General features: G+C 63.3%; 13 protein-coding genes and 1 riboswitch. Of the genes, 6 read left to right on the top strand and 7 right to left on the bottom strand.

The genetic code is table 11. From position 1 onward, the window contains the following. Positions 1-124 precede the first annotated feature (124 nt). Entirely contained in the window at positions 125-877 is a 753-nt protein-coding gene (locus tag HMPREF2630_RS01370; protein ID WP_049343082.1) for an alpha/beta hydrolase, read from the bottom strand. 118 nt (positions 878-995) lie between these two features. Here HMPREF2630_RS01370 and HMPREF2630_RS01365 point away from each other — a divergent pair, with 118 nt between their 5' ends. Then, the gene (locus tag HMPREF2630_RS01365) at positions 996-1457 is read left to right on the top strand and encodes a TipAS antibiotic-recognition domain-containing protein (RefSeq protein WP_239663119.1); all 462 of its coding nucleotides are present in this window, start codon (positions 996-998) and stop codon (positions 1455-1457) included. 129 nt (positions 1458-1586) lie between these two features. On the opposite strand, the gene HMPREF2630_RS09375 is transcribed toward HMPREF2630_RS01365, so the two are convergent. From HMPREF2630_RS09375 to HMPREF2630_RS01350, 3 genes are all read right to left on the bottom strand, one after another. Continuing rightward, positions 1587-1937, bottom strand: coding sequence for a MerR family transcriptional regulator (locus tag HMPREF2630_RS09375; RefSeq protein ID WP_049332847.1), 351 nt, complete (start codon positions 1935-1937; stop codon positions 1587-1589). A gap of 345 nt (positions 1938-2282) precedes the next feature. After that, positions 2283-3587 carry a homoserine O-acetyltransferase MetX gene (locus HMPREF2630_RS01355; protein ID WP_080978731.1) on the bottom strand — a complete coding sequence of 435 codons (1305 nt, stop codon included), beginning with the start codon at positions 3585-3587 and terminating at the stop codon, positions 2283-2285. A gap of 180 nt (positions 3588-3767) precedes the next feature. Then, on the bottom strand, positions 3768-5114 hold the full coding sequence (locus HMPREF2630_RS01350; RefSeq protein ID WP_049343081.1) for a bifunctional o-acetylhomoserine/o-acetylserine sulfhydrylase: 1347 nt from the start codon (positions 5112-5114) through the stop codon (positions 3768-3770). 105 nt (positions 5115-5219) lie between these two features. After that, a riboswitch (SAM riboswitch) is annotated at positions 5220-5332 on the bottom strand. A gap of 336 nt (positions 5333-5668) precedes the next feature. On the opposite strand from HMPREF2630_RS01350, the gene HMPREF2630_RS01345 reads away from it, so the two are divergent. From HMPREF2630_RS01345 to HMPREF2630_RS01325, 5 genes are all read left to right on the top strand, one after another. Then, positions 5669-6655 carry an ABC transporter ATP-binding protein gene (locus tag HMPREF2630_RS01345; RefSeq protein WP_070483086.1) on the top strand — a complete coding sequence of 329 codons (987 nt, stop codon included), beginning with the start codon at positions 5669-5671 and terminating at the stop codon, positions 6653-6655. Then, positions 6652-7512, top strand: coding sequence for an ABC transporter permease (locus HMPREF2630_RS01340; RefSeq protein ID WP_070483085.1), 861 nt, complete (start codon positions 6652-6654; stop codon positions 7510-7512). Before HMPREF2630_RS01345 ends, HMPREF2630_RS01340 begins: the two co-directional genes overlap by 4 nt. A gap of 1 nt (position 7513) precedes the next feature. Next, positions 7514-8344: an ABC transporter gene (locus HMPREF2630_RS01335; protein ID WP_070483083.1), complete on the top strand. Its 831-nt coding sequence runs from the start codon at positions 7514-7516 to the stop codon at positions 8342-8344. 101 nt (positions 8345-8445) lie between these two features. Further along, a complete protein-coding gene (gene rsgA, locus HMPREF2630_RS01330) occupies positions 8446-9648 on the top strand; it encodes a ribosome small subunit-dependent GTPase A (RefSeq protein ID WP_070483081.1) in 1203 nt (400 codons plus the stop codon). A gap of 218 nt (positions 9649-9866) precedes the next feature. Continuing rightward, the gene (locus HMPREF2630_RS01325; protein ID WP_070483079.1) at positions 9867-12044 is read left to right on the top strand and encodes a S9 family peptidase; all 2178 of its coding nucleotides are present in this window, start codon (positions 9867-9869) and stop codon (positions 12042-12044) included. Between the two features lie 446 nt (positions 12045-12490). Here the strand turns inward: HMPREF2630_RS01325 and HMPREF2630_RS01320 are convergent, their stop codons facing one another. From HMPREF2630_RS01320 to HMPREF2630_RS01310, 3 genes are all read right to left on the bottom strand, one after another. Beyond that, positions 12491-14539, bottom strand: a complete 2049-nt coding sequence (locus HMPREF2630_RS01320; RefSeq protein ID WP_070483077.1) for an ABC transporter ATP-binding protein/permease — start codon at positions 14537-14539, stop codon at positions 12491-12493. A 9-nt stretch (positions 14540-14548) separates the two neighbouring features. After that, positions 14549-15739, bottom strand: a complete 1191-nt coding sequence (locus HMPREF2630_RS01315) for an efflux RND transporter periplasmic adaptor subunit (RefSeq protein ID WP_049347148.1) — start codon at positions 15737-15739, stop codon at positions 14549-14551. A gap of 195 nt (positions 15740-15934) precedes the next feature. Then, positions 15935-16789, bottom strand: coding sequence for a hypothetical protein (locus tag HMPREF2630_RS01310; protein WP_070483075.1), 855 nt, complete (start codon positions 16787-16789; stop codon positions 15935-15937). Between the last annotated feature and the right edge of the window lie 402 nt (positions 16790-17191).

The following is a 17191-nucleotide window of genomic DNA, read 5'->3' as shown; positions in this document are numbered from 1 at the left end:
CAGGGTGCCCGAAGCGAAGCGAGGGCGGGTGCCCTGTAGGAACGAGGACGATAACCGCCTTTCCAAACGGAACTACGCGTAAGCCCCCGAGTCGTCAGACCCGGGGGCTTTACGTTTAGTCGATTTAGGCGTCAGAACCCTCGGCGGTGCCGGTCGTCTCCGCAACCTTCTGCGCACGAATACGCGGCTCCTTACCCTGCACCTTCACCTCCAGGAACTCGCCCACGTGGCGAATCTCCATGGGGCCAACGCCGTGGCCGATACCGGCGTACAGCACCTTAATGCCGTCGGTGTACTTGCGGATCCAGTCGTAGGTGTAGTTCACCATCTCCTGCGGAATCACCGGGTCATCCTGGTCACGGCCGAAGAACACCGGCAGCTGGGTTTCCTTGAGCTCCTCGTCCTTGAAGTACGGCGAATCAGAATCTACCACGTAGCCGGACAGTCCCACCACAGCGGCGAACTCGCCGGGAGCGTGACGCACCATCGAAGTTGCGATACCCATGCCCTGCGAGAAGCCCAGCAGGGTCACCGAGGCGTAGGGCTCGCGGTTCGCGCGCACCCACTCCAGCACGTAGTCGCTCGCCTGCTCGATGGCGCGCTGGTCGGATTCGAGCTGCTGGTTCAGCGGGTACCACTGGTAGCCGATAGCGTCCGCAGCAATGTAGGCGCCGGTCGAGTCCGCGGAGAACTGGGTGCCGACCGGCTGCGGTGCACGCATGGAGGCGTAGGTGAAGTCCTCCTGCGGAAGGTGCGCCGCCAGGGACAGCAGGTCGTGCTCCTGGGAGCCGTAGCCGTGTAGCATGAGCACCAGGTGGGTGCCCGCGCGTTCGTTCTCGGGGCGGGTGTATTCGACGACGTATTTGTTTTCGCTCATGCACCCATCTTAGCGAGGACTCCCCCACAAACCTGTACCGCGGGTTCCGCCGCTAGCTTGACCCTCACCTCATGTGTGGCTCTACAGTGATAGAAGAACCAAACCTTTGGAGGATGCCATGGCACCTAAGAATAAGCAGCTCAGCGCTGCTGAGAAAGCAGAAATCATGGGCGAGGGGTTCAGCCTCACCCACCAGCAGGAAGCGCAGGAGCGTTACGGAAACACAGCCGACTGGGCCGAATATCAGCGCCGTACCGCGACGATGAACAGTGCCGACTGGCAGAACGGCAAACAGCAGGCCGAAGAGGTGGAACAAGCCCTCGTCGAGGCGTTCACCCGCGGCGTGAAGCCGGGCAGTGAGGAGGCGAACGCGCTCGCCGAGCGGCACCGCGCCTCCCTGTTCTTCTTTGAGGTCACCCCCGCCAAGCACGCTATTCTGGCCCGCGGCTACGTTGCCGATCCACGTTTCAAGGCCCACTACGAGAAGCTTGCGACCGGGCTGGCCGAGTGGCTGCGAGAGGTCATCTACGAGAACGCTCGAGCACACGGCGTGGACCCCGAGAACGCAGCCTGGGGTTAAGCCTTCGGGAAAAAGATGCCCGGTAGCTAGGCGCAGGCAGCCGGGCATAAAAATACGCCCGGATCCCCCCATTCGGGGAATACCGGGCGTTCCACGCTGCGTTGGCCGTCGCTACTAGCGGTATTCGTACTAGGCCGCATCGCCCAGTTGACGGCGATGCTCCTGAATACGGCGGTCTAGGTGCTCAAGATTCAGCTGCAATCCGAGAATTTCGTTTTCAATCTTCACTCGGGCACGTTCCATGACCTCGATGGAGAGGGCGTGGTCGTGCGGGTTGCTCAGAATAGTGCGAATGTCAGCAAGACTCATTCCAGCCTGTCGGCAAGTGGCAATAAACCGAGCCGAAGAAATGGACTCTTCGTCAAATACGCGATTTCCGTGAGCGTCTCGGGGCACCGCGATTAACCCCTCTTTTTCGTAATAACGCAGTGCGTGGGTGCTCACCCCCAACTGCTCTGCTACCTCTTGAATACTTGCCACGGATTACATGCTAGGAGGTTAGAGCGGGTCTAAAGCAAACTGAGCCGTCTTCTCTTTTCGGGCCCCAAAAAGCATGTTCCCGAGGATCTTGAGGCGGGGCACCGCGCCCCTTCCAGCGGAATATATTTACCTGACTAGTGCAAATACTATTTTTGGTGGAACGACCGCGTGCCGCCGATCCCTCACGTAGAAGGACCGGCGGCACGCGCTCCGTCATGAACGGTGTTTTACCGATGTTCTCACCTGGTGGAAGAGCCTATGACGACACTATGAGTACCCCCGGAGTTCCCCACCAACCGCGGAAATTCCGGAAAATCCTCCCCCGCCGAGGCGTCCCTGCGGGTTCTATGCCACAGTGCGGTACAGGCTCGTAATGGATTCGAGAGCCTCGCGCTCGCGAGTCTTCTCGTCCAGAGGCTCATCCTCGGCCGTGCCCAGGGCGCAAGCCAGGATGCGTTCCACCTGCTTTGCCTCGATGAGGAAGCCATCGTGGCCGTGGTTCGACTCGATGATGTTCACCTCGACCGGGTTGGGCAACGCCTCCGCCAGGCGATGCGACTCGTGCGGGAAGAACAGGCGATCGGTGTTCACCGCGGCAATCGTCCACTCGCAATCGGTGCGGGCCAGCGCCTGCGAGAGCGAGCCGCGACCGCGCGCCACATCGTGCGAGATGAGGGCCTCGTTGACGGCCAGGTAGCTGTTCGCGTCGAAGCGTTCCACCAGCTTGTTGCCGTGGTGATCCAGGTAGCTCTCGATGGCGTAGCGTCCGCGATGCTGACCCAGCAAGCCACCCTCAACGCTTTCTCCGCGGTTCTCCTCGCGGCCGAAGCGGTGCTCCAGCTCGGCGGGGCTGCGGTAGGTGGTGTGGGCGATGCGGCGGGCCAGGGCGAGGCCCGCGGCCGGCGCGGGGCCGTTGTAGTAGTCGCCGCCGGCAAAGTTCGCGTCGGAGCGAATCGCCAGGTTCTGCGTGTGCGCCCAGGAAATCTGCTCGGCGGTGGCCGAAGGACCGGAGGCGATGACCGCGCATCCGCGCACCAGCTCGGGGTTGGTTGCGGCCCATTCTACGGCGCGTGCGCCCCCGAGGGAACCGCCGATGACGTAGCGGAAGCTCGTGATGCCCAGGGCCCGGGCCAGACGCGCCTCGGCGCGCACCGAGTCGCGGATGGTGACGAGCGGGAATCGGGATCCCCAGTGCTCGCCGGCGCCCGGGTAGCCTTCGGGAATGATGCTGGCCGGACCGGTCGAACCGTAGCAGCCGCCCAGAATATTGGGGGCAACGACGAAGTATCGGTTGGTGTCGATGACCGCGCCGGGGCCCACGATGCCCTCCCACCAGCCGTCGGATTCGATAGCGCGGATGAGGGGCGCGGGCATGTCCGGGGTGGGCACGCCGCGGGAGACATGCGTGTCGCCGGTGAGTGCGTGCAGGATGAGGATGGCGTTATCGCCGGTCTCGTTGAGGGTACCCCAGGTTTCGTAACCGATGGTCACCTGCGGCAGGGTGATGCCGGATTCAAGTTCAAAGTCACCGATGGCCAGCTGACGCAGGTAGCCCTGCGCCTCGGGATGCTCGGTGCGGGTGCCGGCCACGGGAATGGGGGCGGTCACGGGCTGGGTAGTACAGGTTTCGGGGGTGGTCTGAGCGGTCATGGGTCCCTCCGGTGGGTTGTGCAGAGCTGTCCGCGTCGCGGCGGTAAGAACGCGTCGGCCAGTTAGGGGCGGCGGGTCAGAAACGGCAAAGATAACGGATGCGGGGTACTCCCCCGCGGACGGGCTGAGGGGTGCCGGGCGGCGCCTCCTCGGCTCGTCCACGAGGGCGGGCCGCCGCGTTTAGGAGAGGGTGTCGAAGCCCAGCTGCAGGTCGGCGAGAATATCGTCGATGTTCTCAATACCAACTGCCAGGCGGACGAAGTTCGGGTACACGCCAATCTTCTCCAGCTCCTCGGCGGACAGCTGGGAGTGGGTGGTGGAGGCCGGGTGAATCACGAGCGAGCGCACGTCACCGATGTTCGCCACGTTGGAGTGCAGCTTCAGGGCGTCCACGAAGTCGCGGGTCTGTTCCAGGGTTGCGTCCTTGAGGGTGAAACCGACGACCGCACCGGGGCCCTTGGGTAGGTACTTCTGGGCACGCTCGTACCAGGGGGAGGATTCCAGGCCGGCCCAGATGACGCGGTCAACCAGCGGGTTGGCTTCGAGCCAACGGGCGACCTTGGTGGCGTTCTCGATGTGGCGCTCGATGCGCAGGGAGAGGGTCTCCAGGCCGATGCCGATGTTGAAGGCGTTGGTCGGGGAGATTGCGGCGCCGGTGTCGCGCAGCAGGGAGACGCGGGCCTTCAGAATGTAGGAGAGGTTCGCACCGAAGGCGGAGTCCTTACCCAGATCGCGTGCGTAGACTAGGCCGTGGTAGCCGGGGGCGGGCTGGTTGAACTTGGGGAACTTCTCGGGGTCTGCACCGTAGTCGAAGTTACCGGAGTCAACGATTACGCCACCGATGGAGGTGCCGTGGCCGCCCAGGTACTTGGTGGCGGAGTGGACGACTACGTCTGCGCCGTGCTCGATGGGGCGCAGCAGGTAGGGGGTGGGTACGGTGTTGTCCAGGATCAGGGGCACGCCGTTTTCGTGCGCAATCTTGGCGATGGGCTCAATGTCGAGCACGTCGTTGCGGGGGTTAGGCACGGACTCGCCGTAGAACAGCTTGGTGTTGGGGCGAACCGCGGCGCGCCATGCGTCCAGGTCGTCCGGGTCCTCAACGAAGGTGGTTTCGATGCCGAGGTCGGCGAGGGTGTACTTGAGCAGGTTGTAGGTGCCGCCGTATATGGAGGGCGAGGCGACCACGTGGTCACCGGCGCCGGCAATGTTCAGGATTGCGTAGGTGATAGCTGCCTGACCGGAGGCCAGCAGCAGCGCGCCAACGCCACCTTCCAGGGAAGCGATGCGGTTTTCGATAGCTTCCTGGGTGGGGTTGTTCATGCGGGTGTAAATGGGTCCCAGCTCGGCGAGAGCGAAGCGGTTTGCGGCCTGCTCTGCACTGTCAAAGACGAAGGAAGTGGTCTGGTAGATGGGTAGTGCCCGAGCTCCCGTTGCGGCATCCGGTGCCTGTCCCGCGTGAATCTGGCGGGTTTCGAACTTCCAACCGGCGGGGTTGGCGGGAGTCGGGACGGTAGTGTTGTTGCTCATGCGTGGCTCTCCTAAGGGGATAGTTAGGGGGCCGCATGCCGATTGGTACAGGAATCGTCGTTGAGTTGTCCTGTCACGATTGATGTACCGAATTCGGTCACATCGGTCCCGCGCTTGCGTCACGCTTGTGCGTGCCGCCCGGTCTTCACCCAGGGCACCCCACCGCGGAGGAGGGTTGCCGGCCAGCTAGCTGGGGCTTGTCGCTGGCGCTCTTGACCTGTCATTAGGGTGTCATAATCGGTTGCGCGGGGTCAAGAGTTTTAGGGGTGCGCGGCACTTTAAGACGCTTCATTGCAAACATGACGTTTTTTAACGTCTGTAACAAAAACCTGCCTGCAACAAAACGTTGGTGACGATGCCGGGGCAATCCGAGGGCTAGGCAATCGAGATGCGGAGGCGCCCCCACATAGTAACTCCCATCACTTTTACCTGGGGTTTTCGGTACACTGGGACTACACATACACTCACGCAGGGCGCGGCTCACTACGCCGTTTATCCTGCCCAGCATCCCTCCGGTACAGGGGCCAGAGGGCCATACCCGAAGGTTACCTACCATGTCTCTCGTTCTCGATGCGGCACAGCTTAGCCGCATCTTTGGCACAGGCGAACGCGCCTTCACCGCCGTCGACCGCGTGTCCCTTCGCATCAGCTCCGGCGAGATCCACGCCCTCCTCGGCCCCAACGGCGCGGGCAAAACAACCACCGTGCAGATGTGCTCAACCCTGCTCACCCCCACCAGCGGCACCCTCACCGTGAACGGCATCAACGCCATCGCCCACCCGCAGCGGGCACGCCGTCACGTGGGTCTCGCACTCGGCGGGGATAGCGGCTTCTACCCGCGCGCCAGCGCCCGCGACAACCTGCTCTTCTTCGCCGATGTTGCGGGGGTTTCCGGGCGGAGCCGGCGGCGCGAGGTGGACCACGCCCTAGCCCGCGTGGAACTCACCGATGCGGCGGCGCGACCCTTTCAAGAGTTTTCCCGCGGCATGAAGCAGCGCCTGCACATCGCTCGCGCGCTGCTCGGCTCCCCCGCCCTGCTCCTGCTGGACGAGCCGACCAACGGGCTCGACCCCGATATCGCCCTGACCGTGCGAACCCTCATCCGCTCCCTCGCGGAAGACGGCGCCGCCGTTCTGCTGACGAGCCACCTGCTCGGCGAAATCGAGGACCTGGCGCACACCATCACCGTGTTAGGCGCCGGTTCCGTCGCCGTGAGCGGCAGCCTCGAAGACATCGCCGCGCACGCCGGCATTGCCGCCACGACCGTGGTACAGGTCGAGGCCACCGCCACCGAGGGGCTTGATACGCTCCGCGGGCTCCTCGGCGATAAGGCTGCGGTGCTCTTCGCCCCGCGCGGTTCCGGCTGGGAGCTGACCCTCTACTGGCACGGCGAGCGCGCCACGTTCGAGGCGGGAGAGGCTCACCGCATCCTGGCGGAGGGGCTCGCCGCCTCGAACATTGGAGCGAGGACCGAGCCGTACACGCGCCCGGCAACCCTGGAGGAGGCATACCTGGCGATGGCGGAGGGGCTCAAGCGATGAACGTGAAGACGCGACGCTCGGAAGAGTCCCAACAGCAGGACCGGCAGTACGACCTGTGGCAGGAGTGCGCCCGCCAGCTGCGGCTCATGGGATTTAGCCTGCGCCAGTTCCTGACGGTCCCGTACTTTATTCAGCTGCTTATCAGCACGGTGCTCGGGTCGGTCATCCTCCAGGCACTCGCCGTGCGCGCGGCGGCGCAGAGCTCCGAGGGTCACTCCGTTGACCCGACCCTCGCGTGGACCCGCGCGGGCATCGTGGGTATGTGGTCGGTCTGCATCGTGTCTGCGGGCATCATCAATTTTGAGCGCTTCCGCGGGACCCTCGTGTACCTGTGTTCCGGGTCCATTTCTCCGGTGCGGGTGCTGGCGGCTATCGTTTCGAGCGCCTCCATCGTGGGTCTGGCGGCCCTACCCCTATCGTGGGCGGTTTGGGCTCTTGTGACGCTTAACCCGCAGGTCACGGACTTTTCTGCGCTCTGGCCGCGCTATGTTCTGGGCGTTCCCCTGTTGTGGCTTGCCTGCCTGTCGGTTACGTTCATGATTGCGGTGTTTTTCGTGGCGACGCCAAACGCTATCGCCTACGAGGAGCTGCTCCTCGTGCCGGTATTTATTCTCTCCGGGGTTCTATTCACGATGGTTGAGGCGCCCGCCTGGCTGGATGCTGTAGGCACGCTCATTCCCCTGCAGGCGCCGGTGCACCTGCTACTTGGGCGCACCCCCATGAACACCCCGGCGGATGCGCTCCTGCCCGTTGCGCAGACGCTCGCCGTGAGCCTCGCTTGGGCGTTGTGCGCCTTCCTCTTTGCCCGGAAGGCTCTCGCCTCCGCCCGTCGTCGCGGCACCCTGGGGGCGATGTAGCGTGCGTGTTCTCTCTACTGATTCCCTGCCCGGGGTGGTGCGTCGGGCTCTGTCTACCGCCTCTATCGGCTGGTCGTCATCGATTACCTTCGCAACCCTCGGAACGGCCATCACTACCCTGGTGCTCGTGCCGGGCCTCAACGTGCTTTTTACGGTGCTTTTGGGCGCCGACCTCGCCGCGAACGATACGGTGCGCATCGGCTGCGCGACCGCCCTGATTGCCACCCTCAGCTCGGTGGCCGCCGGCATCGTCGCGCGCGTCGCCACCGACCGGTGGATCGGCGTCTTCGAGTACGTGTGCACGGCACGAGCGGTGGATGCAGGCTACTGGCTGGGTGCGGCGGCGGTGCCCGCGTTGCTGGCATCCGTGACGGGCCTGAGCAACGTGGGTATCGTGTGGTTGCTCTCCCTCACGGCACCCTCTACCGGGGCGGGTTCCGGGCTTCTGCTTGGAGCCATCGCGCTGATGCCGGTTGCGGTTCTGGGCGGGGTCTGCCTGGGCATTTTTGCCGCCGGGCTGGGCCTGTACCTGTCGGATCCGTACACGGGGTCCAATTTTCTGTCGATTATTCTGCCGGTCAGCGCGGGCGTGATCGTTCCGGTGAGCACCTACCCCGCATGGCTTGCGTGGCTGTGTTCCTGGGTTCCCGGCTCCCGGCTGGTGCAGGCTCTAGATACCTCTGGCGGTATTGTAAGCGGCGCCGCACCGGATCTGTTCGCGCTCCTGGCGGTAGACACGGCACTGGCGGGACTCTACGCCGCGGCGGGGTTGGGGCTTACGCTCCTCGCCGCCCGCCGCATCCGCGCCGGTGCCCGCGCCTCGCTGCTATAAGGCGCGTACCCGAGATAAAAAGAACGAACCTTTTAAGTGCCCGTGCCCGCTACCCGGGTGCTGCAAACAACCGGGCGCCGCAACCAAGAAAGACCACTCCCGTGACTACTCCTCCCGCCGTGTACACGCTCGAGGCCCTCGGCTTCGACCCCTCCTGGCAGGGCGCGGCAATTCGCGCCGCGTTCACCCTCGACGGTACTCTCGAGGATTTCACCCTCGCCCGCGTCAGCGCCGTGCACCGCACCCGCTGCGAGCTACTGACCTGCGAGCGGGGCGAGCTCGTGAAGCTCTCCGCTCCCCTGCGTCCGGTCGAAAACGACTACGGCGGAGAGGAATACCCCGTCGTGGGTGACTGGGTGCTCGCCCAGCCCATCCCCGGAACCGGCGGTGAAACCCACCCCGCAGAGCATAAGCCCCTCGCGATTCTGCCCCGGCGAAGCTACCTCACCCGCCCCAGCGCCACCCGAGAATCCGCGGATCAGCCCGTCGCCGCCAACGTGGATATGCTCTGCATCGTTGAGCCGTGCTTCCCCGAGCCGTCCATCGGGCGCATTGAACGCTACACCGCCCTGGCGCACGCCTCCGGGGTGCAGGTCGCGCTGATTCTCACCAAGGGTGACCTGGTGACGGCCGAACAGCTCGCCGGCTACGAGGAATCCCTCGCGGGCGGCGTGGATGCGGTGCTCGCCGTCTGCACGGACAACGGCTACGACCCCGCTCCAGTGGCGGAGCTCGTCGCCGGACGCACCGCCGCGTTCCTGGGCCGTAGCGGTGCCGGTAAATCAACCCTGGTCAACGCCCTGCTCAACCCGGGAGCCGACCCCCGCGAGGCCAGCTCAGAAAACCGGGTGCAGGCCACCTCCGCGGTTCGCGGCACTGACGGCAAGGGGCGCCACACCACCACCAGCCGCCAGATGATTGTTCTGCCCGGTGAGGCAGACTCCGGTGCAGAATCTTCGGCAGGCACGGTGCTCATTGACACCCCGGGCGTGCGAGCGCTAGCCGCCACGAGCGATAGCGCCGCGATTGACGAAACCTTCGAGGACGTCTCCAGTTACGCTTCCACCTGCCGGTACAGCGACTGTTCCCACGGCTCCGAACCCGGATGCGCGGTGCAGCAGGCCCTCGCCGACGGCATCCTCGACCCCGAACGCTTCGAACGCTACCGCAGGATGATGGCCGAATCCGCGCGCCTGCGCCTGCGCTCCCAGGAACGCGAGTACCGGCAGAGCAACCGCGCCTTCACGAAGGCGAACAAGGCGGGCCGCCGCACCCTCATGTCCATTAAGGGGCGCTCCAACTAGCCGCTGGGCGCGCCCGTTCCGGCGGGGCTTCCACAGGCTGAGCCGGGCGACCCCGCACAAGCCGCAATATAGTAGCCTGCCTCACTCTTCGATACACTAGAACTAGGCGTGCCCACAGTCCCCCCGCGCACCCTCACCGCCACCCGGCGGCACAGGAACGCGGGCACAGACGGCACACACCATTCACAAACCCATAACTCAATGAAAGAGGTGGCAGCATGGCTGAACAGAACCTCACCCCGCCCGTACCGAAGAAGGTCGAGCACCGCCGCGAACACCACGGCGACGTCTTCATCGACCCCTACGAATGGCTCCGCGACAAGGAAAGCGAAGAGGTCCTCGACTACCTCAAGGCAGAAGCCGAGTACACCGAAGCCGTCACCGCAGACCAGCAGCCCCTCCGCGAGTCCATCTTCAACGAGATTAAGGACCGCACCCTCCTCGCCGATCTGACCGTTCCGAACCGCATCGGCGCCTGGTGGTACTACAGCCGCATGGTGCCCGGCGGCCAGTACCCCGTCTTCTACCGCTACCCCGCCCTCAACGAGGGCGACGAGGTGGTGCGCTACACCCCGCCGACCGTCAAGCCCGGCGAGCCGCTCGAGGGCGAAATCGTCATCCTGGACTGCAACGAGTACGCCAAGGATATGGAGTTCTTCTCCCTCGGCAGCTTCCAGCCCTCCCGCAGCGGCAAGTTGCTGAGCATCTCCGTGGACGAGAAGGGCGACGAACGCTACGAGCAGCGCTTCCTCAACATGGAAACCGGCTCCTTCCTCGAGGACACCATCCCCAACATTGCGGCGGGCTCCTTCTTCATCAACCACGCCGAGCAGCTCATCTACCTCGTCCCCGACGACTCCTGGCGCCCCTGGCGCGTGTACGTGCACGACGTCGGCCAGGGCACCGAAGACCACCTCATCTACGAGGAACCGGACAACACCATGTGGCTCGGCGCCGCCATGAGCTCCGACCGTTCCTCCGTAGTGCTCACCAGCTCCAACTCCGAATACACGGAGGTGCGCCTCATCCCCACCCGCGAACCCAAGGGCGAGCCGACCCTGCTCATCCCCAAGAGCGCAGGCATCGAATACTACGCCGAGCCGCTCAACATTGCCGGCGAGCAGCACCTGCTGATTCAGCACGACTACAATGCGTTGAACTCCGAGCTGGTCCTCGCAGACATGCCGCGCGAAGGTGAAAGCCTCGAAGAGTACGCGCAGCGTTGGGTGCCGGTCATCCGCCACAGCGAGCACGTGCGCCTGGAGGGCTTCACCTTCACTGCAACGCACCTGGTCGTCACCGCCCGCGCGGACACGACCACCCGCATCTTCCTCGCACCGCGTGAGCAGCTGCCCATCCAGTGGCGCCGCCGCCGACCCGCGGGCGTGACCTTCATGGAACCGGCCGGTTTCGACGAGGAGCTGTACACCGCATCCGTGCTGCGCGCCGAGAACTACTCCCCCGTGCTGCGCATCGCCTACACCTCGTACCTGACCCCGCGCCGTGTCTACGACTACTTCCCCATGTCGCAGACCCTGCTGTTGCGCCGCGAAACCCCTGTGCTCGGCGGCTACAACCGCGAGGACTACCGCGCTTACCGCGACTGGGCACCGGCGGCGGACGGCACGCTCATCCCGATCTCGGTGATTCACCGCGCCGACCTGGACATGAGCAAGCCGCACCCCGTCATCCAGTACGGTTACGGCTCGTACGAGTCGTCCATGGACCCGATGTTCTCCATCCCGATGCTGTCAATCCTGGACCGCGGCGTCATCTACGTCATCGCGCACATTCGCGGCGGCGGCGAGATGGGACGCTCCTGGTACCAGAACGGCAAGAAGCTCGCGAAGAAGAACACCTTCACCGACTTCGTGGACGTCACCAGCTACATTGCGGCTAAACCCTGGGCGGATGAGGCGCGTATCGGCTGCTACGGCGGTAGCGCGGGCGGCCTGCTCATGGGCGCCGTCGTGAACCTCGCCCCCGAAAAGTACGCCGCCTGCCTGGCCGCCGTACCGTTCGTGGATGCGCTGACCACCATCCTCGACCCGGAGTTGCCGCTGTCGGCGATGGAGTGGGAGGAGTGGGGCAACCCGATTGAGGACCCCGAGGTCTACGCCTACATGAAGTCCTACACCCCGTACGAGAACATCCGCCCGGTCCGCTACCCGGCAATTGCTGCGGTGACGAGCCTGCACGACACCCGCGTGCTCTACGTGGAACCCGCCAAGTGGATTGCGGCGCTGCGCGAGCAGATTGACCCGTCCTCGCCGGTACCGCTGCTGAAGATTGACATGTCGGGCGGTCACGGTGGTGGTTCGGGCCGGTATACGCGTTGGCGTGAGATCGCGTGGGATTACGCGTTCCTCATGAGCAACCTCGGCATTACCAAGTAGGCTGTAGACACGCCAACCGCGTATACCCTTCCGCATGCAGATTTGGTGCCTCGCGCGCTCGGAATCTGCATGCTCCAGTGCGTTGGCGTGAAATCGCATGGGATTACGCGTTCCTGATGAGCAACCTCGGCGTTACTGAGTAGGCTATAACCAAGCAAGCCACGCTTTATAAAGAACGCTCCGTCTGTATCTGAGTGATACGGACGGGGCGTTCTTTGCTTATCTCTGCTCCTGTGGCGGTTCGCTACACACTTCCTCCGCGCCTACGCAGGGGCACCCGTCACACGGGCGCTCCGCCCTTCCTCGCTTCGCTGCGGAGAGCACCCGTGTGACACCCTGAGGGCGCTTCCGGAAGGTGTAGCCTCACCGCCTGGTCCGCATAGGCTACGGAGAACGCCCTGATGTCACTTACGGACGACACCGCCCCTCCACGCCTTCCTCAACGACTAGCCTGCCGCCAGGGTCTGTGCCGGATCAATACGCGAAGCCTTCGCCGCCGGGTACAGACCAGCCAACACACCAACCAGCGCACCAGCACCCAGGCCCAGCAGAATAGTGTCGGCACTAATAATCGGCGTCCAACGGTTCATCAAAGACACAATCGAGATGCCGTTAACCGCCAGCACAATACCAGCCACAGCACCCAGGATGCCGGTCAGCAACGCCTCCGCCGAGAACTGCAGCAGAATACCCGAAGGGCGCATACCAATAGCCAGACGCAAACCCACCTCACGGCGACGCTCCATCACCGCAACCAGGAACGTATTCATAATGCCCATCGCACCAATTACGAGGGTAATAACGCTCATTGCTAGAAGCATGGCGCGTTGCTGCTGGTCGACAGCCTCACGAAGGGTCTTCGGCTCCGGCGGAACACTCACGCTATACAGGGTGGGACGTTCCGGCGAGAGCGCGTACGGTGCTTCCTCCGCAATCTGGTTTGCGGCACCTGCAACAGTACTCACCACAATCTGAGTGGAACGCTTACCGGTCTGCGCCGCAGCGGCACCGCCACCGGCAGCGGGCTGCGCTTCTTCAACATCGGCACCAGGCTTCGCGCCAAGCGGCAAGTAGACCGAACCGTACGACAGAGTCAGCGAGGGATTCTCCCGCACCACACCGATAACGGTGTACGGCTCATCGTGAATATAAACCGTGACCCCGGGGCTATAGGGCAGCGCGAGCTGGCGCATCACGCTTTCGCTAAGCACCACGACCTTATCGTTCCGCTCCACATGCCCCTCATCGAAGGTGCGACCCCACACCAGTTCGTGACCCTGCACGCTAAAGATACTGGGCGTTGCCGCAAGGACGGCAGCCGTCACGTTAGCACCGCGCTCGCCAAAGTTGTCTGGGCCGCGCTGAATATCCGCGGATTCATCCAGCTGATCCACCAGCGCGGTACCGGTCACTCCGTTCAGCTGACTAACGCGCCGATAATTTTCGCTTGCCGCCAGGCTCAAGAGTTCAGCCCGGCTCATGGATTCGGTGCGGGTAGAGCTAATCGTCAGGTGCTTAGCCCTAAAAATGTCGAAGCTGTCTGCCAGCTGCCCAGAAATGGTGGCGGTCAGACCAACGGTCAGCACAAGCGAAGCGATACCCAGAACCACACCAAGCATGGTGAAGATATTGCGCCTCACCCGGTGCACGGTAGCGTCCCAGGCTTCTTTGAGGGAGGCGAGCGCCCAAGGTGCACGACCACGCCCCTGCGGCTTAGAAACTTGTTCCTCAGCAAAGCTAGGCAGGTTCAGAGACGCGCGGGCGGTCGTTTCTTCCTGCCGCGGTGCATCCTGCTCGATGAGTTGCCCCTCGTGCATACGTAGCACCCGGTCGCAGTGCTCCGCCACGAGCGGGTCGTGAGTAATCACAATCGTGCTTTGCTGGTCACCCGTACATTCACGGAGCAGGTCAATGACTTCGCGGGTGAGCTCTTCATCCAGCGAGCCGGTCGGCTCATCACAAAGCAGCAACGCCGGTTCCCCAATGAGCGCACGAGCAATAGCCACACGCTGCTTTTCACCGCCGGAGAGAGTGGTGATGGGCGCATCCGTCCGGTGGCTCAACCCCAGCAGGGCGAGAGTATCCGCAACCCGTTGTGCTCGTTCCGCTTTGGGCACGCCACGGTAGATGAGCGGTAGCTCAACGTTGCGGTACACGTTCTTATGCTCGATGAGGTGGAACGCCTGGAAGACGAAACCGATGCTGTCCAGGCGCGCTTCAGCTCGCTGTGCCGCGTTGAAGGTTGCGGTGTCTGTACCGTCCAGCAGGTAGCTGCCGGAGGCGGGCGTGCTGAGCAGACCGAGGATGTTCAGCAGGGTTGATTTGCCGCTGCCGGACGGTCCCAGGATTGCGACGACTTCTCCGTAGCGGACTTTCAGGTCAATATTTTTGAGCACGTCAATTCGAGTGTCACCCTGCATAAAGTGCTGGGACACTCCCTGAATATCGACGCTATAGGCTGGTGGGTGCGCGTGAGCGGCGCGGGAGTCAGTCATGGCTACTCCCTACTTTTTCTCGCGCATGATTTTGACGCTGTCGCCTTCGTGCAGGTCACCGGTGACGGCGTTCTTGCCGTTGGCGTTGCTGATGACGGTAACGGTTACCTCGCGTTCTTCACGGGCCTTCGATCCGTTGGAGCTTTCGGGGCCGAGCACGATGACTCGGGTCTGTCCGTCACGGGTGTAGAGCGCCGATGAGGGCACGACCAGGTGCGCTTCGGGGGTTTCTTCGAGAGTGAGTTCCGCATTGACGGCGCCTCGAAGGCTGTCCGCCTTATCCCCTACGTCGAGGGTGAGGATGCGTTCCCCTTCGGTGCTTCCTGCCGCACCGGCTGCGCCGTTGAGGTTGGAGCCAGCCGCACCGTCTGCACCATTGGCCTGGCGACCGGCCTGGCTGTTGCCTGCGGCACCCGCGACTTCGGAGGTGTTCTTGTATCCGAGGGTTGCGACGTACTCAGTATCACCGAGGGAGGGCACGGTTACCTTCTGACCGCTACGGGCTTCGGGGGTGAGCCTACCGGTGGTTCCGGTGCAGCTGAGGGTCTTGCTACCTTCTGCGATGGTGGCTACGGGACCATCTGCGATAGCGCCGGTTGCGCGGGGGTTGCCGGTGACGACTCCGGCACGGCTGATGATGAGGAAGTAGCGGGCGGGAATAGGCTGGTCAGTCTTGATGTGCGGGTAGCCGAGGCTGTCGAGGAGGTTGTTGAGAGCCTCGTAGGTGTCTTCGGTGATGCGCGCGGGCTGCGGACCCTGGCGTCCCATGGCGGTCAGTGCCTCGTTGAGGAGTGCGGCGTCGGGGCCGCTGTCGTCGAGTTTGAGGTCGCGATAGAGCGCGAAGCCGCCGGTGAGGGTGATGAGAGGTTCACCGTTGACTTCTGCGATGAGGGTGCCGTTGCCGACGGTGTCACCGTGTTTGATGGTGATTGCGGTGTACTGTCCTTCACCGCTGTAGCGTAGCGGGGTTGAGGTGGCGTAGTTCGCGGTGCAGGTCAGGGGCACGGTGGTGCGCAGTTTCTCGCGGGTGACCGTGGCGGTGATGGTGGAGGGGTCCGGGGGTGCCGCTTCCGCGTCTTTCTGGGCGGTGGTTTTGATGTTTTGGGCGCTGATGAGCGTGCCGACAGTGATGATGAGGAGCAGGGCGATAATGCCGTAGAGCCAGAGGGTTTTCTTCTGGCGGGTGGGGGTGGCGCTCATGGTGTCCCTTCTTTGGGTGCGCGTACGGGAACGCTGTTGTCTGTGCCGTTTGGGCTTAGGCGGCGATGCCGTGTGGGGTTAGTTTGTGCCCGGCACGGGGATACGTGCCGGGCACAATACGCTGTGACGAGGTGTAGCTGTTGCAGCTACTCTGTACGCCTGTTCTGGATAGTCCGGTCTGATTAGCCCGGAGGGTTAACTCAGAATCTTTCGGGCATTCTCTTCAGCAGTTTTCTTGGCGGTGGTCACCTGCTCGATGAGACCCTGCTCCTTTTCGAGGAAGGAACTCAGGTAAGCGATAGCCATCTTTCGCTGTTCTGCATCTAGCCCGGTTGCTTCACGGCAGGTCGCATCGTTGATTGCCAGTTCGTGGGTGTCTTGGTTGTTCTGGCGGTACTGTTCGCGAGCCATATCCGGACTGGTGTAGTCGCCTCCGAAGCGTTCTTTCATGCACTGTGCCCACTTCTCGGTGGCAGGCCCAAGGTCTTTGAAGATTGCGTCGTTGTTGAGGTAGTGAACCGCAGTGACGTTGACCTTTTTTATGATCGCACGGGATTCTTCTGAACCGAAGACTGCGCGGGTGGCTTCTTGCTGGCAACCGCCCTTTCCTTCGGTGCCGTTTAGAGCCTGCATTTCGGCTTCGCTCATAGTACGGCTCTGCTCTTCCAGCTCAGCAGTTACCAAAGAGTAGCGCTCTTTGTATCCGCGAGTGCGGGCATCCGCGACGGTGAGAGGTTCGAAACCAGCGGTCTGTAGCAGCGGGATTTCAGTTTCTCCGGCAGGAACCTTGTAGTTCGGGAATCCTCGTTCAGTCATGCACTGGCTCAGGGAGCGCTGGTAGGCACGAGCAACATTGTCAGAAAGTGAGGCGAGGTTCTCTACTTTTTCGATAGCTTGACTATCGGGGCTCTTGGAAGCGCTATACGCCTTCTCAGCGTTAGCGGACGCTGAGGAGTCGGCGCTGGGCTGCCCGGATGCGCAGGAGCTAAGCAGCAGGGTCAGCGGGAGTAGAGCCCCGGCGAGGGTTCGTAGGGTGTTCTGTCGACGCATAGGTGGGCACTTCCTCGTGAAATATAGCTGCATCTTTGTCCGCTCGTTCAGGGGCTCTTCGTTGTTTGCCCTTGAGAGAACATATTTTGAACACTAGCCTACTATGCGCCGGGGGGGGGAGGCAAGAGGGGCGGTGTCGTCCGTAGTGACATCAGGGTGCCCGAACTTAACGCCCCAGCCAGGGCGAGCCGGTGCACCTTCCGGAAGCGACATCAGGGTACCCTCTCGGGTGCTCTCCGCAGCGAAGCAAGGAGAAGCGGAGCACCCGAGAGGGTGGGTTCCCCTGCAGGAGCGCAGGAAGGTGTGCACCGGCACGCTCCAGTAGCGAGGCTGAGAGAGTCTCCGCACGGTTATCCGAAGCACATGTTCGGAAAACGCGGCCGCACCCGCACAGTACCCCAG

The organism is Rothia sp. HMSC072B03, assembly GCF_001809565.1.
In the GTDB taxonomy this organism is placed as follows: domain Bacteria; phylum Actinomycetota; class Actinomycetes; order Actinomycetales; family Micrococcaceae; genus Rothia; species Rothia mucilaginosa_A.
The sequence above is the reverse complement of the archived record's forward strand: the minus strand, read 5'-3'. Positions and strand labels throughout refer to the sequence as shown.